The organism is Acinetobacter calcoaceticus DSM 30006 = CIP 81.8 (assembly GCF_000368965.1).
GTDB classification, from domain to species: Bacteria; Pseudomonadota; Gammaproteobacteria; order Pseudomonadales; family Moraxellaceae; genus Acinetobacter; species Acinetobacter calcoaceticus.
In genome coordinates, this window is the sequence record NZ_KB849780.1 from 2524536 (window position 1) to 2546879 (window position 22344).

20 protein-coding genes are annotated in these 22344 nt (G+C 39.5%); 7 read left to right on the plus strand and 13 right to left on the minus strand.

All coding sequences use genetic code 11. From position 1 onward, the window contains the following. Positions 1-115 precede the first annotated feature (115 nt). Positions 116-700: a TetR/AcrR family transcriptional regulator gene (locus F936_RS16825; RefSeq protein WP_005049148.1), complete on the minus strand. Its 585-nt coding sequence runs from the start codon at positions 698-700 to the stop codon at positions 116-118. A 251-nt stretch (positions 701-951) separates the two neighbouring features. On the opposite strand from F936_RS16825, the gene F936_RS16830 reads away from it, so the two are divergent. After that, on the plus strand, positions 952-1653 hold the full coding sequence (locus F936_RS16830; RefSeq protein WP_005049151.1) for an SDR family NAD(P)-dependent oxidoreductase: 702 nt from the start codon (positions 952-954) through the stop codon (positions 1651-1653). 86 nt (positions 1654-1739) lie between these two features. Here the strand turns inward: F936_RS16830 and F936_RS16835 are convergent, their stop codons facing one another. Genes F936_RS16835 through F936_RS16845 form a run of 3 tightly spaced genes read right to left on the minus strand, consistent with a single transcriptional unit; the run spans position 1740 to position 5718 of the window. After that, positions 1740-2198 carry a hypothetical protein gene (locus tag F936_RS16835; RefSeq protein ID WP_026055552.1) on the minus strand — a complete coding sequence of 153 codons (459 nt, stop codon included), beginning with the start codon at positions 2196-2198 and terminating at the stop codon, positions 1740-1742. A gap of 6 nt (positions 2199-2204) precedes the next feature. Continuing rightward, on the minus strand, positions 2205-2942 hold the full coding sequence (locus F936_RS16840; RefSeq protein ID WP_005049156.1) for a hypothetical protein: 738 nt from the start codon (positions 2940-2942) through the stop codon (positions 2205-2207). Next, positions 2932-5718, minus strand: a complete 2787-nt coding sequence (locus F936_RS16845; RefSeq protein ID WP_005049158.1) for a type VI secretion system Vgr family protein — start codon at positions 5716-5718, stop codon at positions 2932-2934. The genes F936_RS16840 and F936_RS16845 overlap by 11 nt, the downstream gene beginning before the upstream one ends. A gap of 261 nt (positions 5719-5979) precedes the next feature. On the opposite strand from F936_RS16845, the gene F936_RS16850 reads away from it, so the two are divergent. The 3 genes from F936_RS16850 (at position 5980) to F936_RS16860 (ending at position 8195) form a co-directional block, all read left to right on the plus strand. Beyond that, a complete protein-coding gene (locus F936_RS16850; RefSeq protein WP_005049160.1) occupies positions 5980-6672 on the plus strand; it encodes a tetratricopeptide repeat protein in 693 nt (230 codons plus the stop codon). Between the two features lie 675 nt (positions 6673-7347). Next, positions 7348-7632, plus strand: a complete 285-nt coding sequence (locus F936_RS16855) for a hypothetical protein (protein ID WP_005049162.1) — start codon at positions 7348-7350, stop codon at positions 7630-7632. A gap of 221 nt (positions 7633-7853) precedes the next feature. After that, complete coding sequence (locus F936_RS16860) at positions 7854-8195, plus strand: hypothetical protein (RefSeq protein ID WP_005049165.1); 342 nt, start codon at positions 7854-7856, stop codon at positions 8193-8195. Positions 8196-8457: 262 nt separating this feature from the next. On the opposite strand, the gene F936_RS16865 is transcribed toward F936_RS16860, so the two are convergent. The 3 genes from F936_RS16865 to F936_RS19435 form a co-directional block, all read right to left on the minus strand. Then, entirely contained in the window at positions 8458-8967 is a 510-nt protein-coding gene (locus F936_RS16865) for a GNAT family N-acetyltransferase (RefSeq protein ID WP_005049167.1), read from the minus strand. Positions 8968-9374: 407 nt separating this feature from the next. Continuing rightward, positions 9375-9950, minus strand: a complete 576-nt coding sequence (locus F936_RS16870; protein WP_005049170.1) for a DUF4126 domain-containing protein — start codon at positions 9948-9950, stop codon at positions 9375-9377. A gap of 121 nt (positions 9951-10071) precedes the next feature. Further along, positions 10072-10206 carry a zinc ribbon-containing protein gene (locus tag F936_RS19435; RefSeq protein WP_004640417.1) on the minus strand — a complete coding sequence of 45 codons (135 nt, stop codon included), beginning with the start codon at positions 10204-10206 and terminating at the stop codon, positions 10072-10074. 234 nt (positions 10207-10440) lie between these two features. Between F936_RS19435 and F936_RS16875 the strand changes: the two genes are divergently transcribed. Together F936_RS16875 and F936_RS16880 are read left to right on the plus strand one after the other, a co-directional pair. Then, on the plus strand, positions 10441-11547 hold the full coding sequence (locus tag F936_RS16875; RefSeq protein WP_005049172.1) for an AAA family ATPase: 1107 nt from the start codon (positions 10441-10443) through the stop codon (positions 11545-11547). After that, on the plus strand, positions 11544-12314 hold the full coding sequence (locus F936_RS16880) for a hypothetical protein (RefSeq protein WP_005049175.1): 771 nt from the start codon (positions 11544-11546) through the stop codon (positions 12312-12314). The genes F936_RS16875 and F936_RS16880 overlap by 4 nt, the downstream gene beginning before the upstream one ends. Before the next feature lie 328 nt (positions 12315-12642). On the opposite strand, the gene F936_RS16885 is transcribed toward F936_RS16880, so the two are convergent. The 5 genes from F936_RS16885 to F936_RS16905 all read right to left on the minus strand — a co-directional run bounded on the left by F936_RS16885 (position 12643) and on the right by F936_RS16905 (position 18794). Continuing rightward, positions 12643-13158, minus strand: coding sequence for a hypothetical protein (locus F936_RS16885; RefSeq protein ID WP_005049177.1), 516 nt, complete (start codon positions 13156-13158; stop codon positions 12643-12645). 218 nt (positions 13159-13376) lie between these two features. Next, complete coding sequence (gene acnD / locus F936_RS16890; RefSeq protein WP_005049178.1) at positions 13377-15983, minus strand: Fe/S-dependent 2-methylisocitrate dehydratase AcnD; 2607 nt, start codon at positions 15981-15983, stop codon at positions 13377-13379. After that, a complete protein-coding gene (prpC, locus tag F936_RS16895; RefSeq protein WP_005049181.1) occupies positions 15983-17140 on the minus strand; it encodes a bifunctional 2-methylcitrate synthase/citrate synthase in 1158 nt (385 codons plus the stop codon). The genes acnD and prpC overlap by 1 nt, the downstream gene beginning before the upstream one ends. A gap of 66 nt (positions 17141-17206) precedes the next feature. Further along, positions 17207-18091, minus strand: a complete 885-nt coding sequence (gene prpB / locus F936_RS16900; protein WP_004706036.1) for a methylisocitrate lyase — start codon at positions 18089-18091, stop codon at positions 17207-17209. Continuing rightward, the gene (locus F936_RS16905; RefSeq protein ID WP_005037608.1) at positions 18084-18794 is read right to left on the minus strand and encodes a GntR family transcriptional regulator; all 711 of its coding nucleotides are present in this window, start codon (positions 18792-18794) and stop codon (positions 18084-18086) included. Before F936_RS16905 ends, prpB begins: the two co-directional genes overlap by 8 nt. Positions 18795-19309: 515 nt before the next feature. On the opposite strand from F936_RS16905, the gene F936_RS16910 reads away from it, so the two are divergent. Beyond that, positions 19310-20524, plus strand: coding sequence for an amino acid aminotransferase (locus F936_RS16910; RefSeq protein WP_003655711.1), 1215 nt, complete (start codon positions 19310-19312; stop codon positions 20522-20524). Positions 20525-20575: 51 nt separating this feature from the next. Here F936_RS16910 and dld read toward each other — a convergent pair whose 3' ends face one another. Further along, on the minus strand, positions 20576-22282 hold the full coding sequence (dld, locus tag F936_RS16915; protein WP_005049184.1) for a D-lactate dehydrogenase: 1707 nt from the start codon (positions 22280-22282) through the stop codon (positions 20576-20578). Positions 22283-22344 lie beyond the last annotated feature (62 nt).

Below are 22344 nucleotides of genomic sequence, written 5' to 3' on the forward strand. Positions count from 1 at the left end.
AAGACATTTGTTCTCCATGTGAACTAAAAATCATTATTATGGAACGATCATTCCAATTTGGATTAAATAAAACCTTAACTATTCAGCTCAACAATAGTTAAGGTTTAAATGAGTTTTATAAAACGTTTAAAGCAATCTCGACCACATCCATTAAGCATTGCTTTCTTTGTTCAAGTGGGCTGCCTTTCGCTAAAACACGCAAACCTTGCATAGTATTTAGAAAGAAACTTGCTAACGCACGCGGATTTTGAGTAGAAGCAATTTCACCAGATTGTTGAGCTTTAATTAATAAACTCTCTAAAGCATGCTGTAGTTTCTGTAGGTTACTTACAACAAATTGAGTGACATCTTCATCATGGCCAGCCAACTCTAAACATGCATTTGCGACCAGACAGCCTTTGTGTTCTGCATCATTTAGCTCATCTTCAACTACATTAATCAGTAATTGCCGAATCAGTGCTTTTGGCGAGCCTGAACCAGACAACAACTTCACATTATTAAGTGTAGTTAAAAGTTCATAGCGTTGTAATGCCTTTTGATAAAGCCCTTGCTTACTTTCAAAAGTACTGTAAAGGCTACTTCTAGATAATCCTGTACCTTCAACTAAGTCTTGAACTGAAGTCGCTGCATATCCATGACGCCAAAAAACATGCATGGCTGCATCAGCAATTTCATCAGTTTCAAATTCCTTTGTTCTCATAAGCAGCCTTAACAGGAACGATCGTTCCAATTAATTTATGATAGGAAGATAGAGAAGTCAAATTAAAAGTTATTTTATCAATCGTTGTCCCATCTGGATCATTCAAACCAAACTTACTCATTACTGCTTTTAAGATTTTTTGTTTTGCTCTTTCAGTATTATTTTTTATAGATAACTTTTTCGCTTGAATACATTATAAAAACATATTATAAACTATTTCTAACCAAATAATTGGTTTTTGGAACTTTATAATGAACAACAATATTATAATCTTTGGTTATGGAACAGGTATTTCCAAAGCCGTAGCACATAAATTTGGCAAAGAAGGCTATAAAATCGGGTTAGTGGCACGAAATGCCGAAAAACTCGAAAAGGCCATTTTAGAACTTAAAACACATGGTATTGAAGCTTACGCTTTTACATATGATTTAGCAGTTCTTGAAAACATACCAAATCTTATTAAATGCATTAAAGATCAATTAGGAGAGATTAAAAATATTCATTGGAATGCTTTCCATGATATTGAAGGCAACATATTGGAAACCCCTCCACTGGAGCTCACCAAAAGCTTTCATATTCGCGTTTCGAGCTATATTGCTACGGTACAAGCTTGCCTACGTGATTTAGAAAAAAATCACGGCAGCATTTTATCGACAAATGGAATTTTCGCGTTCGATGCGGTCGGAATAGATTTAGTTGCCAAAGAATATTCATCATTAGCAATTACTGCTGCCGCCCAATATAAAACCACCAACTTACTTGCTCATAGTTTAGCTGACTCAAATGTTTACGTGAGCCAAGTGATTGTGAATGGTTTTGTTGATGGGACATCTGGCGCACAAGATAAGACCTACACCGTACATCCCGAAACCATTGCAGAGCAGTTCTGGTACTTACACCAACGTAAACAAGAAACTGTTTCTCTTTGCGGTGAAGCAATTCAAGCTGCATAAAATTATTTCTTATGACAGAAGAAGCGTAATCAATTACGCTTCTTCTACTTTTTAAATTTATACTTTTTGGGTGCAGAATTATTTAATTATTTCTCATATTCTGAAGGATCAATTTTGTATTTTTTAAATAAAATAGAGCGTACAGAATCATTTATGCTGTCATCATATTTAATAATTAAATAAATATCTTTCTTAGTTAAAGGAATAGTTTTTAAAATATCACTTAGCTCTGTACTTCTAATGGAACGTACTTCACTTGGTTGTTTAGATATTTCAGGATCTTGCTCTTCAAACTTAAAATCAACACCTTGCAAGTTGAAATAAATCATAACTCTTCTGTTTAAAGAGTCACTATCATCATATAGAACTGTTCCTGCTGGAAGGATTGTATATTCCGAATAATTATCACCATTTGAAGAAATTTTTAGAGGCTTCTCTAAAATATGTATCTTAGGCATTTCTCTAAAGCTCCACAGATAAAAATTTAAAACTAATTGAATTAAAAACAAAATTCCTAATATGATTATTACCAGATTTTTTTTCATATATCCCTACTTCTTCAGATGATATGTATTTTTAATATCTACTTTTACATCAGGAGACTTCATTAAATAATCATTTAAATTATCGGGTAAAAATAGGTATTTTGGCATTTCATATTTACTTGCTTTAAATGCTAATTTTGCTGTAGTTGGTAATACTTTATCAGCATTTACAAACATATGGCCTGATTTCGCCATACTTGGGATTGCTTTTTTCGTTGCTTCCAAGCTTTGAGTAGTACAATTAGGGGCCAAAGCAAAATAGTCTTGAGATAAAACATAGCTTTTATAGTATTTTTCAGTTCGCCTTAATGTAGCTGTTTTCAATAAATCATTATAATAATTTAATACAAGCATAGCCTGACTATCAAAAATTCTATAGCCATAAGCATGAGTTGTTCTAGTTCTTGAAGTTCCTGATCCTTGGCTATTTTCATCAGCAATATAAGCGTCAAAGCTACTCCAAATCCTTAATATTCCTTCTCCGCGGGGACTACTAGCCCCCTCTAAAGTAAAAATACCAAAGCTTTCAGGTTTCGTCTTTCCATATCTACCAAAATCATAAATATAATCCTTACCTTTCAACTTAATATAAACAGCCGTATGGCCATAAGGCGACTCTTTATCCCCTTCTCCATAAGCACTCCCTACTAATAGATGTAACTCAGCCTCTGGTTTCAAAGGAACTTTCTGGGTCGGTGGATTAGCTGTATTTGTTGTTGTACTTGTTGTTGAATTATTCCCCATTTACAAAATCTTCCTGTTCGAACCAATTAACAACTAATTCATCATTTTCAGCAGACTTTATGGTTTTTGTCATTCCTTTCTCATTAGTAAAACCATAAGACTTTATTCCTGTTCTTTTATTCAAAATTGAATAAGGAATTCCTTCTAATGGTTCATTCTTAGACGAATCTATAGCTTGGAAATTACGATGCTCGTTTTTAATACGCAAATCAGGCAATGCAGGAACATTCGCATTCGCACTTCCGCCCCCCATAAACAAATGCTGTCCAGCCTTCACCTCAAATTTGCCGCTTGTGGTCATAAAAATGCCTGAACCAGTAATTTTGACTTGAGAGCCGCCTGCGGTGAGCACAATTTCTTTGGCTGCGGTCGCCTCAATTTTGTCTTCTGCTGAAATAATCTGAACAGCTTTACGAGCAATTAAATCTGCGCCATCGCCTTGTGCTTGTATCTCAACTTTACCTTTGCCTGCATAGAGTCTAGCCCCTTCTTGAGCCGCAAAAAGGCTAATTTTATTTTGGGCATGCGCGATTAAATTCTTTTGTGTAGACAGATTTATGCTGTCCCCAGCAGTTTGGTTTAGCTGCCCATCTGCGCTTAAGTGAATATCTTCGTTACTGCTCAGCGCGATGCTGTTTGGGCTTGCCAACAACATAATCGCCTCTTTAAATGTTTTGGCTTTTGCGTTGTCTTGCTGCTCAAGTTTTTCAATAAAAGACTTTAGGTTTTCTAAATTTTCTAAAGGGTCAGTTTGCTGATTTTTAGTAATTTCACTGAGTGCCTTGGCATTGTTGAGGCCACCTTCTATTTGTTTTTTGGCGTCGGTTGCATCAAGGTGTACGCCTTGGGCTTGGTCCTGTTTATGGGTACTAATGAGTAAGCCACTACCCGCTCTTACCGCGCCCCTCTGGTCTGTTCTGAGTTCGAAACCTTCACCTCGGCCATCACTTTCCGCCTTGTCTTTTGGATGGCTTAAGTTACCCAAGTTTAGCTGACTAGCTGCATGACTGCTTTGTAGCTGAGCACTGATTTGCCCTGTCGTGTCATCAAAGCGCAGCTGGTTAAAACCTTTGCCGTCGACTTCTTCGGAGCGAATGCCGCTGAGCTTTTTGGTGTCGGGTAGCTGTCCTTTCTGATCAAACTGGGTTGGGTGACGTTCAGCTTCGTGAATGCGGCCCACCACAAATGGACGATCAATGTTGCCGTCAAAGAAGTCGATCACTACGATCTCACCAACACGTGGCAAGAAGCGTGCGCCATAACCTACGCCCGCCCACGGGGTCAGCACATCAACCCAAGCCGAGTCGGTATCATTGTCGTTACTGCCCGCACCGCCATCATGGCTATGGTCATCAGCTCGGGTAAACAGGAAACGGACTTTTATACGTCCCCACTGGTCTACATGAATGCTTTCGCCTTCCAGTCCCACCACTCTAGCGCGCTGCGGATAAGCTGCTGGTCGGTGTTCTAGCGGGCTATATTCAGGCACAGCTTTAATGTTACGTCGAATGACATTCAGCTCAGCAAAGTGACGCTGCTCAGGGTTTTGCGTGTCGAGTTGGGCTGCCTTGAGCTTGTCTTTTGGTAATAGTCGCTCAAGTTGCTGTTGTAATTCTTTCGGTAAATTATTCTGGTTATAGTAGTGCTTGCTTAAAATTAAGAACTCTTTATCAGCACTGTCGTGGCGATCAAGTTCAGGATGATCGTTCAGTTCAAACCAGTAACCCACCTGCGCATCGCAGACATTACCTGAAACGGTAAATTGTTTCGAACTTAGGTGATGGTAAGCATTGATGTTCTGATTGAACTGTTCAATCTGACTATTACCGGAAGCTGTGGCTTGGTCTTCACCATTTAAGTCTTGCATCCACGCTGGGCTGACGTGCCATGCATCTTCAAGGTTTAGACTGGCATTGTCATAGTGTTCGCTGTGCTTTTGTGTGCCTTGTACGCTGCCACTGCCTTCTTCTTGTTGGAGGGCATCGGCTTGCCAGCGTTGCACATGAACAGAAGACGGTTGTAAACGGCGCTCTGCCTTGACTTGGGTAATGCTATCGAACTGTTCTGTAGCACTGCTGCGTTGGTAGCGCAAACTACGTCGTTCAAGCGCCTGATAATTTTGGTTATCATCAATTAAACGTAACACTTGCGGCTGAATGGACGCATTCGGGTCAGCGACCAAAAGCTGCGATTCATCAACCAGCCAGTTAATGCCTTCGCTACGCCACAAACGGGTTAAAAAGTCATAATCGCTTTCGTTTGACTGCATCACAAATGGACGCACATCGTAGTCTTTGCTTAAACCTGCCGTGTCGAGCGTTAAGCTTGAGGCAAATAACGGACTTTTGCCTTGCCATTCTTTAAACAGAATTTCGCTAATGTCCCGCACGCTTTTATTCATAAACACGCGGCTATTACGACGTTTATGCCAGAGTGCAGTTGGGTCTTTTAAGGTGAGGTTATAAATAGTGAGTGAGCCGTCGCTTTGCCCTTGGCTCGCTTCGGTAATAATGCCTGTCGTTCTAAAGAACTGGCCCATGTCAGTGACCTGATCGACGGCAACCTGACAGCCAATAAATTGTTTTAATGCGATGTGTGCGTTCGTCGACAGACACAGTAACTCAGCAACGCTGCCCTGATTGAGCGTATGTTCGCCATCAACACGTTGCAAGAAGACTTGCTGATTTAAAGACTGATTTGAGAATTGGATATGAACAGCACGATTTTGTGAAACAAGGCCTAAACGCTCCAATATACTCGACACACTCATCTGCATTTTTATTATCAATCAAACTTATATTTAGGCCGCATTTTAATTAAAAAAAGACTAATCTGTCTATCTATACTCATTTTCAAAATGTAACTAGTCTAAATATGCTGTTTTACGTTAATTTCTTATTCAATAGGTATTTAAACCGTAAAATCAGATCATTTTAAAGTGATATAAACCACGCAGATATATTTAATATTTTTCTTTTATATTCAAATAGATATTAAAGAAAGTAACTACTCAAATTAATAAAATTCAGGATGAGATATGAAAATAAAAAAGTCTGCTTTTTATATACTTATGGTGATTTTCTCACTTCATTCTCCAGCATTTGCTGAACCGAGTGTTGCCGATATTCAATATCGTGCGGAACAAGGGCAACCCGTGGCTCAATATCATTTGGGTATGATGCTTTTAAGTGGCGAACAAGGCGTTGTTAAAAATTATGAGCAAGCTTTTAAATGGCTAACTGCAGCTGACCAAAATGGAAGTGTGGGCGCAAAATATAGTTTAGGCATGATGTATTACACAGGCGCGGGTGTCGAAAAAGATGCCAAGCGCGCTTTTGATTATTTTAGTAAGGCTGCGGCCAAGGGTCATGCTAAAGCGCAATATAACTTAGGGGTGTTATACGACAAAGGTGAAGGAACTGCGCAAAATTATGTGCAGGCGTTTGAGTGGTTTAGTCGTGCTGCCGAGCAAGGCTACCCACCCGCAGAATATAATTTAGCTCAGCTATATAAAAAAGGTCACGGCGTCACCCAAAGTGATGAGCAGGCACTTAAGTGGTACACCAAAGCGGCTGAGCATGGCGAAAGTGATGCCCAATACAACTTGGCCCAGATGTATTTAAATGGTGAAGGCACGTCGAAAAACCTACAACTGGCAAAGAAATGGTTTCAGCAAGCTGCCGATTCAGGCGATGTAGATGCGAAAGAAGTTCTTAAAAGTTTAGAATAAGGCAACCATCTCTATAATATTTTTATTTATAAGATGATGAATTTCTATTGTTAATAACATTGCATGCACAACTTATTTTATTCTTTATTTTTTCTAATTAAATATAAACATTAACTCTATTATTTTAAAAATATATTTAGATTTATTATTAAATCAAAAATATTTTAAATATTAAATTGACGTAATTAAAATCACCGATTATTATCTCGTTGCTGGCCTACATTGCCAGTCGGTTTTGACAGACCGTTGATCCACGGCGGGTTATAGTACAATCTATAAGTCGTTAGACCCTTGCGTCCCCTTTCTTTGCGGTAGGACGGATGGGGGACGCCCCGTGCGTGCTGGTTCCATGGATCCCAGTCTGTCAACCCCCATTCGTTCTACCACCATAATCAATTGACGGTGATCTGGTGGTAGGACTCCATTTTTTAAGGAGTTGACCATGATACTTATCAAATTTATTCCCTATCCAATTTAATCATTTTATTTATTTAAAATTTGGGTTTTCCATTGCCTAATTTTTTTAATTTATAAAGTATTTTTTATTTTAAAACTTAAATTATTTTATTTTTCTGTATTTATGGGAGGATTAATTATTACCTAAAAATTATTTTAATCCTTAAAACTAATTATATTTTCATTCTACTCATAGATGTAAATCATTATGAGAATAATATGACAATTTATAAACCTATTTTGGCTTTAAGTTTCATTCTAGGTAGTTTGGATATTTCGGGTTGCAACCTACACACCCAGCAGGAGTTTGAAAAAATTTGCCTGTCAGGTGGACACACCAAGACCAGTTGCGACTGTATTTACCAGCGACTTGAACAAGCTTACTCCCCTAAGCTCATGCAACGCCTAGAACATGTCAGTTTGCAAAGTCCTGTTCTCCCACAGGACTTTGCCCCTACTTTTTTCAGCGTCATGCAGCGGTGTGACAAAAGTAGTATGGGCTAAGCATTTGGCTTAGCTCCTTTATCTCTGTGTTGCAATGGTTTCTTACTTTAAATCAGCGCAAAAGATTAAAGTCTGTTGTGGCACAGAGGCCTAAAGAAGAATTTTTTTAAGAAATTTGAACTCTTATAGTTTAGATATTTCTATACTCAGCTCGTTTTTAACGATAAAGTCATGTTTAATAAGTAGTATTTTTTATCATTAATATCATAGAGCTAATAAAAATGAGTTTTTATACAGAACTACAGGTCCGTTATACAGATTTTGACACGATTGATTTATCTACCGAAAAGCAAAAAATTCTAGAAATATTAACGGAGGATTCAATCCACGAAGATGTTTATGGTGATTTAGTAGAAGCCTTTACTAATGGTCATGCAGGTCTTCGTATTGATTCCGTTTATTGCCTAGAACTCATAGAAAAAATTACCGCCCTATTTCCAAATGCAAATTTTGAATGTCGAGGGTTAGGAGAAGAGTACTTCTATACGTGGATCCTCTGTGTTGAAAGTGGCCAGATCATTTTTAGCAGCAAGCCTTGGGAAAGTGAAAATCCTTTTATATAAGAATAATCATACGTTCATATTGTTTTGTACGTTTTAACCTACAAGCTTTTAGGGATTTTGCGGATTGGCGACTTCCCGCTTTTTTCCTATGATGAGTTCATACAGGAACAGGATGTTCCGGAACACAAAACTACAATAATAGGTTCATGCACTAGGAGCGTGAGATACGACAGGAGTCATATCTAGCAACCAAATACGAAAAAGCTCGACAGGATGTCGGGCTTTTTTTATTGCTGTTTAAAAATGCTCTAAAAGAAAATTCTTATATTGTTTTATTCACAACATATCTTTGAACTACTTGGTTGAGAGTAATTTCGGAATGAAGACGACCATTATTTGCCTGAATGGTTTTTGCAGAAGCTAAATTAGATTTATAACAATGTATATGTAACTCCGTTAGGCCTAGCTTCCATGCCTCCTGAATTGTAAGCTCTAACAATTTCGAGCCAAAATTTTGTCCACGTTTAGAGGGACGAATACCTAAACCAATATGCCCACCACAATATTCAATTTGTTCATTGAGTTTAAGTCGCAAGTTAGACGCGCCAATAATTTCATTACCTTCTACTAACCAATATGTAATGTTGGGAACATGCCCTTCTTCTAGGGATTCCCCTTTTTCATAATCTCTTAGTTTATTCAAAAACGAATCAAAATTTGTATGGTCAAACTCCGTTGTCAAAGGATGACGATCTTCATCTGCTAATTCATTAATATAGTTGTTATAGCTCTCTTTAAATCTTAAATGAGGTTTTACCAACATAACGGTCATTTATTTATTACTCCCGATAAAATTGTTCTTTTTACAACCAAACTTAAACATAACATATTGTTATCAATGGCAACTCTTATTCTTCTCAACATCTTAAATGATTAGGTATAAAAGTAAGCCCCCTCTATTCGCCTCCCGTTGTAACTACAAAATGCCTCACACCATGTTTCAATGTACGCTTTAACCTACAAACTTTTAGGGATTTTGCGGATTGGCGACTTCCCGCTTTTTTCCTATGATGGGTTCATACAGGAACAGGATGTTCCGGAACATAAAACTACAATAATAGGTTCATGCACTAGGAGCGTGAGATACGACAGGAGTCATATCTAGCAACCAAATACGAAAAAGCCCAACAGGATGTTGGGCCTTTTTTATTGTCATTTAAAAATTATGAGGAAGCTAACCTATAGCGGGCTATGCACCTGTTCTTGCTTTTTATGACGTATCCAACGGATTGCCAAAATAACAGCAATAACCACCACAACTGCAACAAGCGCGGGAACTAGCAAAGCTGAAACAGAAAGTAAGATTGCCCCAATCCACTCCCCTGTAGCGACTACAAAATTCCCCAAGCCACCTGTGGTTGCAGTTGAAACACCGCGTGCAGCGACTGTACTCATTTGCACCACACCTGCCGTACCACCGCCCACAATAATGGCTGCTGCCCAGCTCGCAAACTGAGACATTTCCCCACTACTCACTGCCATAGTCGCTAGCGTACCCGCAATCATAGCCGCAGGGGTCGCAACAGTGTCTAAGGCATTATCGACCCATGGAATATAGTAGGCCGCAACTTCACAGACTGTTGCCACAGCTAAAGCCAAGCAAACCGACGGCATAGCTAACCACTCAAAACCTTTTGATGGCTCAAACCATCCCATCATGGTTGCAATGCTCATGACCAATAGCGGCACAAACACGCGAAAACCGCAGGCAGCGCTCAGGCCCACACCAATACATAAACCCAATATAGTTTCCATAAAGGTTTCCTTTTCATGCCCATCACGGGTCTTGTTATGTAAGTCTTATTTTAAACTAACAAAAAGCCCCATCGGGTGACAGGGCTTTTTGTTAAATGCGAACGCAAATATTATTTTATTCTTAACGTTTAAACTCAGTGCAATAGCATTTAGTGCACGGCGGTAAACGATCTGTATTAATTTCTAAAAACACTCTCTGGCCACATTGAGCGCAGAAATAGAAGCCTGTTCCGGGTTTTTCGCCAGCTGTTACCATGATTGCGTTCCTATAATCGTATAGATATTAAACAGGAATATAACCCAGTTAGAGTGATTGTCAATTGTCCATTTCGCCCGATGATGATGGCATAAATGCAAAAAATGTTATTTGTACGATTTATCTTACAAACTTTTAGGGATTTGAACAGCTTATACTATCCGTATTTTTTTTACGGCAAAGTGATGGTAAAGTACCACTACTAGTTTCCATAAATTAATGGATGGCAACAAAATGCTTACCAAGTTTACTGTTCATAATTTCAGAAAATTTGAGAATCAAATTGTCTTTGATTTTAAAGCTGCAAATTATGAGTTCAACATAGAATGTGTTAAAAATCAACATATCAAGACTGCTCTAATCTATGGAAAAAATGGAACAGGTAAAACAAATCTTGCATGGGCAATGTATGACATAGTAGCTCATATTACAGATAATAATAGTCATTCATTACCAACAAATAATTACCTAAATCAAGATTCAGACCTTGAATACGCGACATTTGAATATGATTTTTTGTTTGAGAAGTCAAAAGTTCATTATTCTTACAAAAAGAATAGTGAAGCTGAGCTTATTTCTGAAGTACTAAAAATAGATGATATTGAGTATATTAGTCGAAAGATAGGTTCTCCTTTTACTTGCTCATTAAAAGGCACAGAAACTTTAAATAAAAATTTAGACAAAGACAATAAAATTTCAGCTTTAAAATATATTTACAATAATAGTAATCTTGATAAAAGATCTCCACCAAATAGAGTTTTTTCTCAGTTCATGGCATTTGTGAATAGCATGCTACTTTTTCGAACTCTTTTTGACTCTCTTAGTTATGTTGGTTATAAAAATGGTTCCGACAATATTTATCGAGATATTTTAAAAAAAGGAAATCTCAAAGATTTTGAGTTTTTCCTAAACGAATGTGATATTAAATGTGAACTAGCAGAAGCAAATAGTAATAGCGAACCAACTATAGGTTTCAAATTCAAGGATAAAATTATTCCTATTAGTCACATAGGCTCAACTGGGACAAAAAGCCTCGCACTTTTTTACTTTTGGTGGCAGGAAATTAAAAATGGTAAAATATCTTTTCTATTTATCGATGAATTCGACTCATCTTATCATTTCAAACTTTCTCGTCAAATTGTAAAAAGGCTAAAAGAGATTGACTGTCAAGTTGTTCTAACTACACATAATACCAGTCTTTTAGATAATGATTTGATCAGACCAGACTGTGGTTTTAGAATTTCTGAAAATGAAATTACCTCACTTCATAATAGCACTAACAAAGATATTCGCTTAGCTCACAACATTGAAAAAATGTATCGCTCAGGAAGCTTTGAATGAGTAATGGTGTAATTTTATATTTAGTTGAAGGTAAAAAAGAACGTTCTGTAACTAGTCAAATCCGAAGTCTTAATGAATTTTGTGGTTTTGACATATTGCCTTCTGGGAATAGTATAGTTTATGGAACAACAATTTATGGCTTATTTAAAGAAGTTAAAAAATATTTACAAGAGGGGATTGAATTTGATTTATTCCCAATTTTAAAGAAACTCGCCAATCGTCCAGAAAATGAAGAAATTGATATTTTGTCAAAACATGATATTTCTGAAATATATCTAATTTTTGATTATGATCCACATGCCACTAATTTTTCTCAAGATAAAATTAAAGCTATGTGTGAAGTATTTAATGATGAACAAACTATAGGTAAATTATTTATAAATTATCCTATGGTAGAGGTTTTTAGACATTGCTATAAGCTTATTAAAGCTGAAGAGTTATTTTTTGAAAAAACCTGCCCACTACCAATAAATCAGCTATCTAACTATAAAAATTATGTCTCTTCAATTCACATAGATATTACTAATATGGATTGCCCACATACTCTAAAAAAAGTTATTTCAGATACCATTATAAAAACTAATTTTTTAGTAAATAATATATTAGAATATCCTATAAATAAATCATCTATACAGCAAGAATTAATATTAGAAAAACAGTTATCTTATTCTGATGATTTTCATTTACTAAGCGGAATTCCTCTACTTATACATTATTATCATCGACATGAAATATTATTTAATGCTTTAAAAACAAATACCCAATAATTAATATTTTAAATTATGAATTTATTCAAAATTTAAGCCACTTAGCCTTCTAAAAAGCCTTGTGTAAAACGCTGTATACACCGTCCGTTTAGATACAGGCACTTCCTCAATTTCATTTTGTACGTTTTAACCTACAAACTTTTAGGGTTTTTGCGGATTGGCGACTTCCCGCTTTTTTCCTATGATGGGTTCATACAGGAACAGGATGTTCCGGAACATAAAACTACAATAATAGGTTCATGCACTAGGAGCGTGAGATACGACAGGAGTCATATCTAGCAACCAAATACGAAAAAGCCCGACAGGATGTCGGGCTTTTTTTATATTCTTATTTTTCTGCTAAATAGCTTCTTACACGTGCATCATTGAGTAAAGTCATTACCCCTTCTGCAATACATCCATTTAAATCTTGTACTAACACACCACTCGTATGAGGAACGGTAAATGGAATAGTTTGTCCATTTCCTAAAGTCACTTCGAATTTAATTTTACTGCGCCAGAAAAGCAGATTGGTGTAGGTACTACGTAATGAATTTACTTTAATCGCAATCGATTTCGACCCATTACCATCAACAGGTTGACCATTTTTCAATAGTTCCTTTTGAGTCTGTTGTACCATCGTTTCTGTAATAGACTTAATGCTAGAGTCCAGTTTTGTACCCATATAAGAATATACAATCACTCGTTCATCTGAAGTTTGAGCATTGGTCACATCAGTCTTGCCAACGACCTTCACAGGCTGAATTAAGCCTGCACGCAGAGGATATTCTGTACTTACATAAGGCATCGTCCCACAAGCAGTTAATATAAGAGAGCATATTGAAATAATTAATAAGTTACGCATTGATATTTTCCAAGAAATCTATTGTGATTTATATTTAAGTGTAAGCGCCGCGTATCTTAATGTAAGTTAAAGAGAATTTTATGACAAAAACAAAATAATTTTAAAAAAATATAATATATGCAGTCATTTTTTATAATTAATTATCTACGTATAAACAAATAAAAACCCCACTCTAAAGCAGGGCTTCTAAAACTATATCAATTATTTTTAACTCAATATTAAGCCACTTGGCCTTCTAAAAAGTCTTGCGCAAAGCGTTGTAATACACCACCCGCTTCATATACAGAAACTTCTTCTTCGGTATCTAAACGGCAAGTCACAGGCACTTCAACAATCTCTTCTTTACCATCTGCTGTGGCACGTTCAATCACTAAAGTTAAAGTCGAACGCGGTGCAATATTACCAATCACGCTATAAAGCTCTGTACCATCTAGCTTTAAAGTCTTGCGGTTTACACCCGCTTTAAACTCAAGTGGTAACACGCCCATACCCACCAAGTTAGTACGGTGAATACGTTCAAAACCTTCTGCCACAATCGCTTCAACACCCGCAAGGCGTACACCTTTCGCAGCCCAGTCACGGCTCGAACCCTGACCGTAGTCAGCACCCGCAACAATAATTAATGGCTGCTTACGGTTCATGTAGGTTTCAATTGCTTCCCACATACGCATCACTTCGCCTTCTGGCTCTACACGCGCTTTTGAACCTTGCTTAATGGTGCCGTCTGAACGAACTACCATTTCGTTATAGAGTTTCGGGTTCGCAAATGTTGCACGCTGTGCAGTCAAATGGTCACCACGGTGCGTTGCATATGAGTTGAAGTCTTCTTCGGGTAGACCCATTTTATGAAGATATTCACCCGCAGCCGAGTCCATCAAAATCGCATTCGAAGGCGACAAGTGGTCGGTGGTGATGTTGTCACCCAAAATGGCAAGCGGACGCATGTTCGCTAAAGTACGTGGTGCAGCCAACGCCCCTTCCCAATATGGCGGACGGCGGATGTAAGTACTTTGTGGACGCCAGTCATAAAGCGGACTTTCAGCTTCTACGGTTACACCTAAGTCAAACATTGGAATATAGACTTTACGGAACTGTTCAGGCTTCACAGCTTCTTTTACTAATGCATCAATTTCAGCGTCAGATGGCCAGATATCTTTCAGGTAAATCGGGTTACCGTCTTTATCGTGACCCAAAGCATCTTTTTCGATGTCAAAACGAATCGTACCCGCAATTGCATACGCCACAACAAGCGGTGGAGATGCCAAGAACGCTTGTTTTGCGTATGGATGGATACGACCATCGAAGTTACGGTTACCAGACAGTACTGCTGTTGCGTACAAGTCACGGTCAATAATTTCTTGTTGGATGACTGGATCTAACGCGCCCGACATACCGTTACATGTCGTACAAGCGTAAGCCACAATACCAAAACCAAGTTGCTCTAAGTCTTTTAGAACACCCGCTTCTTCGAGGTAAAGTGCAGCCGCTTTTGAACCCGGTGCAAATGATGATTTCACCCAAGGTTTACGAACTAAACCTAGCTCATTTGCCTTACGTGCCAACAAACCTGCCGCCACGGTGTTACGTGGGTTAGAAGTATTTGTACATGAAGTAATTGCCGCAATAATGATTGCGCCATCAGGCATTAAGCCATCAGAACGGTTTTCAACAACACCCGCAATACCTTTTTCTTTTAGGTCCGCAGTTGAAACACGCGCATGTGGGTTTGATGGCCCAGCAATGTTACGTGTTACTTTTGATAGATCAAAACGTAGTACACGTGGGTACTCTGCTTTGGTCATGTCAGTTGCCCAAAGGCCGATTTCTTTTGCGTACTGTTCAACCAATGCCACTTGAGCATCTTCACGACCTGTTAGGCGTAAGTAGTCAATCGTGTTCTGGTCGATGTAGAACATTGCAGCCGTAGCGCCATATTCTGGTGTCATATTCGAAATGGTTGCACGGTCGCCCACAGACATGCTGTCAGCACCTTCACCAAAGAACTCAAGGTATGCACCAACCACTCGCTCTTTACGCAAGAATTCAGTTAGAGCAAGTACGATATCTGTTGCAGTAATGCCTGCCTGACGCTGACCTACAAACTCAACACCAATAATGTCTGGCAGACGCATCCAAGATGCACGGCCCAACATTACGTTTTCAGCTTCTAAACCACCTACACCCACAGAAATTACGCCCAAAGCGTCTGTATGTGGAGTGTGTGAATCTGTACCTACGCAAGTATCTGGATATGCCACGCCATCACGCGCCTGAATCACCGGAGACATTTTCTCTAGGTTAATCTGGTGCATGATGCCGTTCCCCGCAGGGATTACATCGACATTTTTAAATGCTGTTTTAGTCCACTCAATAAAGTGGAAACGGTCTTCGTTACGACGGTCTTCAACAGCACGGTTTTTTTCAAAAGCGTCTGGGTCTGCACCACCGAATTCCACTGCTAAAGAGTGGTCGACAATGAGCTGTGTTGGTACGACTGGATTGACTTTAGATGGGTCGCCGCCTTTGTCAGCAATCGCATCACGTAAGCCTGCAAGGTCAACCAAAGCAGTTTGACCCAAGATGTCGTGACACACGACGCGCGCTGGATACCAAGGAAAGTCCAAGTCCTGACGGCCTTCAATTAACTGTTTTAAATAAGCAGTTAAGTTCTCAGCATCGGCACGGCGTACCAATTGCTCTGCGAGTACTTTAGACGTGTAAGGCAGTTTTTCGTATGCGCCTGGCTGAATATCTTCAACGGCTTGACGCACGTCGTAATATTCAAGCTGGGTTCCTGCCAGCGGTTTACGGTATTTTGTGTTCATTAACCACGCTCCGCCAATGGTTTAAATTTGAGGTTTTCAGGGCCTGTATAGTTCGCGCTTGGACGAATGATCTTGCCGTCTTGGCGTTGTTCAATCACGTGCGCTGACCAACCTGCTGTACGTGCAATCACGAATAATGGTGTAAACATTGCAGTTGGAACGCCCATTAAGTGATAGCTCACAGCACTGAACCAGTCGAGGTTCGGGAACATGTTTTTCGCATCTTTCATCACTGCTTCTAAGCGCTCAGCGATGAGGTACATTTTGGTGTTCTCTTGTGCTTGTGCCAAGTCATGTGCCACTTTTTTGATGACTTCGTTACGTGGATCAGAGATTGTATAGACAGGGTGACCAAAACCGATCACAACTTCTTTCTTCTCAACTCGGCTACGGATGTCTGCTTCTGCTTCATCTGCATTGTCGTAACGTTGTTGAATCACAAATGCAACTTCGTTTGCACCACCATGTTTAGGTCCACGAAGCGCACCAATACCGCCTGTAATTGCCGAGTACATGTCAGAACCTGTACCTGCAACTACACGTGACGTAAATGTAGATGCGTTGAATTCGTGCTCAGCATACAAAATGAGTGATGTATGCATTGCTTCAATCCACTCTTCAGATGGTTTTTCACCATGAAGTAAATGCAAGAAATGCGCTGCAATTGAGTCGTCATCCGTTTCAACTTCAATGCGACGACCGTTATTGCTGAAGTGGTACCAATAAAGCAGCATTGAACCTAGGCTTGCCATTAATTTGTCGGCAATGTCTTTTGCGCCAGCTTCGTTGTGGTCTTCGTGCTCTGGAGTTAAACAACCTAAAACTGAAACACCAGTACGCATTACATCCATTGGGTGTGCAGACGGTGGTAATTGCTCAAGTGCAGTTTTAAGTGCTGCTGGTAAGCCACGAAGTGCTTTTAATTTTGCTTTATACGCTTTGAGTTCAGCTTTGTTTGGTAGTTTGCCATGTACGAGCAAGTGAGCAACTTCTTCAAATTGGCTGCCGACCGCAAGGTCAAGAATGTCATAGCCACGATAGTGCAAGTCGTTACCACTACGTCCTACGGTACAAAGTGCTGTGTTGCCTGCAACTTGTCCGCTAAGTGCAACTGATTTTTTTGGTTTGAAGCCTGTTATTGTTTCATTTGAGCTCATAAGATTGTCCTTTCCTATCTATTTAAATTATTTGGGAAACACGGCATATGTACCGTGTTTTACTTCTTATTTCTTTTTAGCAAATGCGTTGTCTAAGTAGTCTTCAAATGCATAGTAGTTAATGCGTTCATATAACTCTTTACGCGTTTGCATAATATCAACCACGTTCTTTTGCGTGCCTTCTTTACGCAAAGTTTCATACACAGTTTCGGCAGCTTTGTTCATGGCACGGAAAGCAGAAAGCGGATAAAGCGCAAGGCTTACATCGGCAGATGCTAACTCTTCAGTGGTAAACAGTGGTGTAGAACCGAACTCGGTAATGTTTGCCAAAATCGGAGCGCCTGTCTTCTGAGCAAATTGCTTGTACATATCAAGCTCAGTAATTGCTTCAGGGAACAACATGTCTGCACCCGCTTCAATGTAAGCACCCGCACGGTCAATTGCAGCTTGCAAACCGTCTACAGCCAAGGCATCTGTACGCGCCATAATTACGAAGCTGTCATCACCACGTGCATCAACCGCAGCTTTAATACGGTCAACCATTTCTTCTTGAGTCACAATGGCTTTGTTCGGACGGTGACCACAACGTTTTGCGCCCACTTGGTCTTCGATGTGCATTGCCGCAGCACCGAACTTGATGAGTGCTTTTGTGGTACGCGCAATGTTAAATGCAGAAGCACCAAAACCTGTGTCAGCATCGACCAATAATGGAAGATCACATACATCGGTAATACGGCGTACATCGGTCAACACATCATCAAGGTTACTGATTCCCAAATCAGGTAAGCCTAAAGAACCAGCGGCTACACCACCACCTGATAAGTAAATCGCTTTATAACCTGCACGTTTTGCCAAAAGTGCATGATTGGCGTTAATGGTTCCAACCACTTGTAATGGCTTTTCTTGGGCTACGGCATCGCGAAATAGCTGACCTGCGGATTGTTTAGCCATTGTTATATTCTCCTTGTGCTTGTAGCAGTGTTTGCTCAATAATTTTGTAAGAAGCATTGATATGTCGATGCATGAGCAGCTCGGCAAGTTCACCATCGCCTTCTGCAATTGCATCTAAAATACGGATATGTTCGTCCCAAGCTTTGCTCGGACGATCGGGTGTGTTTGAAAACTGAATTCGGTACATGCGGATGAGGTGATAAAGCTCATCACACAGCATTTTTTCTAAGGTTTTATTGCCACTACTTTTGATAATGCAGTAGTGAAAATCGTCCTGCCCTTCTTGCAAGTAATATCCTTTACCTGCTTTAAAGTTTTCATCTTCAGCATGCATACGCAATACATCACGCAGCGCTAAGATTTGCTTTTTATCAATATGCTGTGCAGCAAGTTTGCAAGCCAACCCCTCTAAAGAAGCACGAATCTGGTAAAGCTCTTTAAACTGTTGCAGCGATAGCGAAACCACGCGCGCACCCACATGTGCAGTGCGCTCAACTAATTTTTGGCCTTCAAGGCGATGAATCGCCTCACGCAAAGGTCCACGGCTAATGCCATAAGTCCGTGCCAGTTCAGGTTCAGATATTTTGCTACCTGCCGGAATTTGACCCAAAACAATAGCCGTCTGTATTTGTTTAAATACATTCTCGGTCAGTGTTCTACCCTGACTTTGTAGAGGCTCTGGTGCGAAGGTCAAATCTTGCATATTGTCGACAATTTTTAATCAATTATGGCTTTTATAGCGGTATGAATGAAAAAAATCAAGGTGATTGTTGACACTTTAGAGAACGCACTAGGTCAATTTTTATAGATTAACCTCTTATTTCACCTTATATTTAGACTATTACGCCGCCTATCTATTAGTATTTATAAAACAAAGAGTTAATATCAATTTGTCTATAGTTTTATGGTTCTTTCTCAAGTGTTTTTTGGGCGCTAAACTTTTGTTTCAAACTTTAGTCTACAATCCTTGTATGACAGTAAGATTGTAGACAATCTGTTTGAATGAAATCATGAGTTATAAATTAGTATCTATTTACCGTAATTTCTTTTAAATCTTTTTTATCGTTTCTTCTGGAAAATATCGATATTAGTGAAATTATCTGGTGCTTCACAGTAGCTTTATTGGTACATTATTGAGCATCGACATAGATGTAATGTATTTTTCGAGACAGAAAAAACTTAACTCTATGCATATTGTTGAATGAAAGGACTTTTTTGATGTTTCAACATATCCCCCCATACGCAGGCGACCCAATTCTCTCTTTAATGGAACAGTTCAATGCTGATACTCGTTCTGAAAAAGTAAACTTGAGTATTGGTCTTTACTATAACGAAGACAGTATTGTTCCTCAGTTAGAGACCATTATTGAGGCGCAAAAGCGTATTGAGCCTAAGAATGGTAAAACCAAACTTTATTTGCCAATGGAAGGCTTCAAACCTTACCGTGAAGCAATTCAAGCACTTTTATTTGGTGCAAACAGCCCAGCAGTTAAAGCTGGCCGTGCTGTAACCATCCAAACTCTTGGTGGTTCAGGTGCATTGAAAGTGGGTGCTGACTTCTTAAAAACTTATTTCCCAAATTCAGACGTTTGGGTAAGCCAACCAACTTGGGATAACCACGTTGCGATTTTCAATGGCGCTGGCATCAAGACTCATTTCTACCCATATTTCGATAACGAAACTCGTGGTGTAGATTTTGACGGTATGTTGTCTACACTTAAAACTTTGCCTGAGCAAAGCATTGTTTTATTGCACCCATGCTGCCACAACCCAACTGGTGCTGACTTAAACCCAGCGCAATGGGATCAAGTGATTGCGGTATTAAAAGATCGTAACCTTATTCCTTTCCTAGACATCGCTTACCAAGGTTTTGGCGATGGTATGGAAGAAGATGCGTATGCAATCCGTGCTTTAGACCAAGCGGGTCTAAACTTCATTGTGAGCAACTCATTCTCTAAAATCTTCTCTTTATATGGCGAGCGTGTTGGCGGCTTAACTTTCGTATGTGACGATGCAGAAGCTGCTCAGTGCACATTCGGTCAGTTAAAAGCGACTGTACGCCGTATTTACTCTAGCCCTCCTACAACAGGTGCTTGGTTAGTTGATGAAGTGTTAAATGACGCTGAACTTAACCAACAATGGCAAGGTGAAGTGAAAGAGATGCGTGAACGTATTATTAAAATGCGTAGCATCTTAAAAGATGAACTCACTAAAGCATTACCAGACCGCGACTTTAGCTACCTTGTAAACCAAAAAGGTATGTTCAGTTACACAGGTCTAACTGCTGAGCAAGTTGATATCTTGCGTGAAGAATATGCAATCTACTTAGTACGTAGTGGCCGTATTTGTGTAGCAGGTTTAAACATGAACAATGTTTACACTGTTGCTAAAGCAGTTGCTGAAGTGCTTGCTAAATCAACAGAAGCAGCATAAAACAGCTTTAAAAGAAAAGGCGCTTCGGCGCCTTTTTTTTATATCTCTAACTTAAGATTTAGCTTTGCCCCAATACTTAAGCTTTGAGGTGTGCCCAATACCCACATTAAAGCTATTGGTTGGGTCCAGTTTTTGGTAAAAGTTCGCTAAAGCAGGTTTAGCAATGTAGAGATGCCCAACGTTATGCTCTGCCGGATATTCAGCACGGCGCGCATCGAGTAACTTCCACATTTGATGTTCCATTTCTAAAGGGTCATTGCTCTTTTTAAGAATATAGTCCTGATGGAAAACATGGCAAAAGAAATGCCCGTAATAGAGTTTATGGATAATATTCTTTTCCATCTCGGCTGGCAGTTGCTCTACCCACTCACGATCATTACGACGCAAAGCAATATCCAGCGCAACAATATCTTCAACTTCACTACGGTGCGTGTCACGATAACGAATTGCCGCTCCTGCAATCGCAAAACGATGTAAAAAAGCCTTTCGACCTTCCTCTTCACTACATACGAAATAGCTACCTGACTGATGCACTGCAAAATATTCTTTTAAAAACTGCTCGGTCTGTGTTTTTGAATTATTTTCAACACGCAGCACTAAATGGTGCTCATAACGATCTCGATATTCCGTCATACGCTTTGGCAAGTGGCTCGGTAAAAAGAACGTAATCGCCTGTAAAATATGATCAGTTAAGCCTTTAATTTTAAATCTTTCTAAAAAGCCATCGACTTTATCTTTCATGGCAAAAGCTTTTGGAACATTGGCTGTTCCGAACTTTTCAATAAACAAAAAAGTATCTTTTCCATACTTTTCACCAATCAAGTAAGCATCGCGGTGAATATATTCGCCTGCGATTGGTAGACTTGGCAAAGAAGTGAGTAAATAACGGCGAATGGCTGTTAAATCATCGGCATCATTACTGCCAATATAAAAGACATTGCTCTCTACTTTTTCATACGTATCAAGGCGTACAGCAAAAACACAGACTTTACCTGCTGAACCAGATGCTTCAAACAAACGTGACGGGTCAGCATTAAAACGAGCTGGCGAATCTTCATCGACTTGAGTCACATCGTGGGCATAGCGATGGTCCGAGGCCTGCTTTTCACCATCATCTAAAATATCTACGGCTTGATATTGCTGTTTCTCTAATCGAGTCAAAATTTCTTCGGGTGTTGAGCCTAAATTCACACCCAAATGATTCACCAGTTCTAATTGACCAGCAGCATTCACCTGAGCATACAACGCCAGTTCAGTATAAGCAGGACCACGGCGTACCAAGGCACCGCCAGAGTTGTTACACACACCGCCTAGTACTGATGCGCCAATACATGATGAGCCAATCACCGAATGCGGTTCACGGTCATAACCTTTTAAAATTTGCTCTAAATTATCTAAGGTTGCACCCGGTAAACAAATCACTTGCTTACCATCATGGATGACTTGAATACCCTTTAATCGGCGCGTACTCATAACCAAAACAGGACGGTCATAATCATCCCCATACGGGGTTGAACCACCAGTGAGTCCTGTATTTGCCGCCTGCATAATCACAATACAATCTGCATCAATTGCAGCTTGTAACACCTGCCATTGCTCTAGCAGTGTTCCCGGCACCACCACAGCAAGTACTTTTCCCTCACCAAAACGACGACCTTGGCGGTACTGGCGTGTACTTTGATCATCGGTCAAAACATGAGAGCGCCCTACAATATTCTGTAAACGTTCAATCACTGCTTGAGGAGAAAATGTTTGCATGATGGTTTCCTTTTGGTCATCCATTTATCAAATTAGACCAATACGACGGGGTCTCACCGTTT

Coding starts and splice junctions, on each gene's coding strand:
- F936_RS16830 (WP_005049151.1), top strand. CDS start 952: ATGAACAACAATATTATAATCTTTGGTTATGGAACAGGTATTTCCAAA.
- dld (WP_005049184.1), bottom strand. CDS start 22,282: ATGCAAACATTTTCTCCTCAAGCAGTGATTGAACGTTTACAGAATATT.
- F936_RS16910 (WP_003655711.1), top strand. CDS start 19,310: ATGTTTCAACATATCCCCCCATACGCAGGCGACCCAATTCTCTCTTTA.
- F936_RS16840 (WP_005049156.1), bottom strand. CDS start 2,942: ATGGGGAATAATTCAACAACAAGTACAACAACAAATACAGCTAATCCA.
- acnD (WP_005049178.1), bottom strand. CDS start 15,983: ATGAACACAAAATACCGTAAACCGCTGGCAGGAACCCAGCTTGAATAT.
- F936_RS16850 (WP_005049160.1), top strand. CDS start 5,980: ATGAAAATAAAAAAGTCTGCTTTTTATATACTTATGGTGATTTTCTCA.
- F936_RS16845 (WP_005049158.1), bottom strand. CDS start 5,718: ATGCAGATGAGTGTGTCGAGTATATTGGAGCGTTTAGGCCTTGTTTCA.
- F936_RS16865 (WP_005049167.1), bottom strand. CDS start 8,967: ATGACCGTTATGTTGGTAAAACCTCATTTAAGATTTAAAGAGAGCTAT.
- F936_RS16860 (WP_005049165.1), top strand. CDS start 7,854: ATGAGTTTTTATACAGAACTACAGGTCCGTTATACAGATTTTGACACG.
- F936_RS16870 (WP_005049170.1), bottom strand. CDS start 9,950: ATGGAAACTATATTGGGTTTATGTATTGGTGTGGGCCTGAGCGCTGCC.
- prpC (WP_005049181.1), bottom strand. CDS start 17,140: ATGAGCTCAAATGAAACAATAACAGGCTTCAAACCAAAAAAATCAGTT.
- F936_RS16855 (WP_005049162.1), top strand. CDS start 7,348: ATGACAATTTATAAACCTATTTTGGCTTTAAGTTTCATTCTAGGTAGT.
- F936_RS16875 (WP_005049172.1), top strand. CDS start 10,441: ATGCTTACCAAGTTTACTGTTCATAATTTCAGAAAATTTGAGAATCAA.
- F936_RS16885 (WP_005049177.1), bottom strand. CDS start 13,158: ATGCGTAACTTATTAATTATTTCAATATGCTCTCTTATATTAACTGCT.
- F936_RS16880 (WP_005049175.1), top strand. CDS start 11,544: ATGAGTAATGGTGTAATTTTATATTTAGTTGAAGGTAAAAAAGAACGT.
- prpB (WP_004706036.1), bottom strand. CDS start 18,091: ATGGCTAAACAATCCGCAGGTCAGCTATTTCGCGATGCCGTAGCCCAA.
- F936_RS19435 (WP_004640417.1), bottom strand. CDS start 10,206: ATGGTAACAGCTGGCGAAAAACCCGGAACAGGCTTCTATTTCTGCGCT.
- F936_RS16825 (WP_005049148.1), bottom strand. CDS start 700: ATGAGAACAAAGGAATTTGAAACTGATGAAATTGCTGATGCAGCCATG.
- F936_RS16905 (WP_005037608.1), bottom strand. CDS start 18,794: ATGCAAGATTTGACCTTCGCACCAGAGCCTCTACAAAGTCAGGGTAGA.
- F936_RS16835 (WP_026055552.1), bottom strand. CDS start 2,198: ATGAAAAAAAATCTGGTAATAATCATATTAGGAATTTTGTTTTTAATT.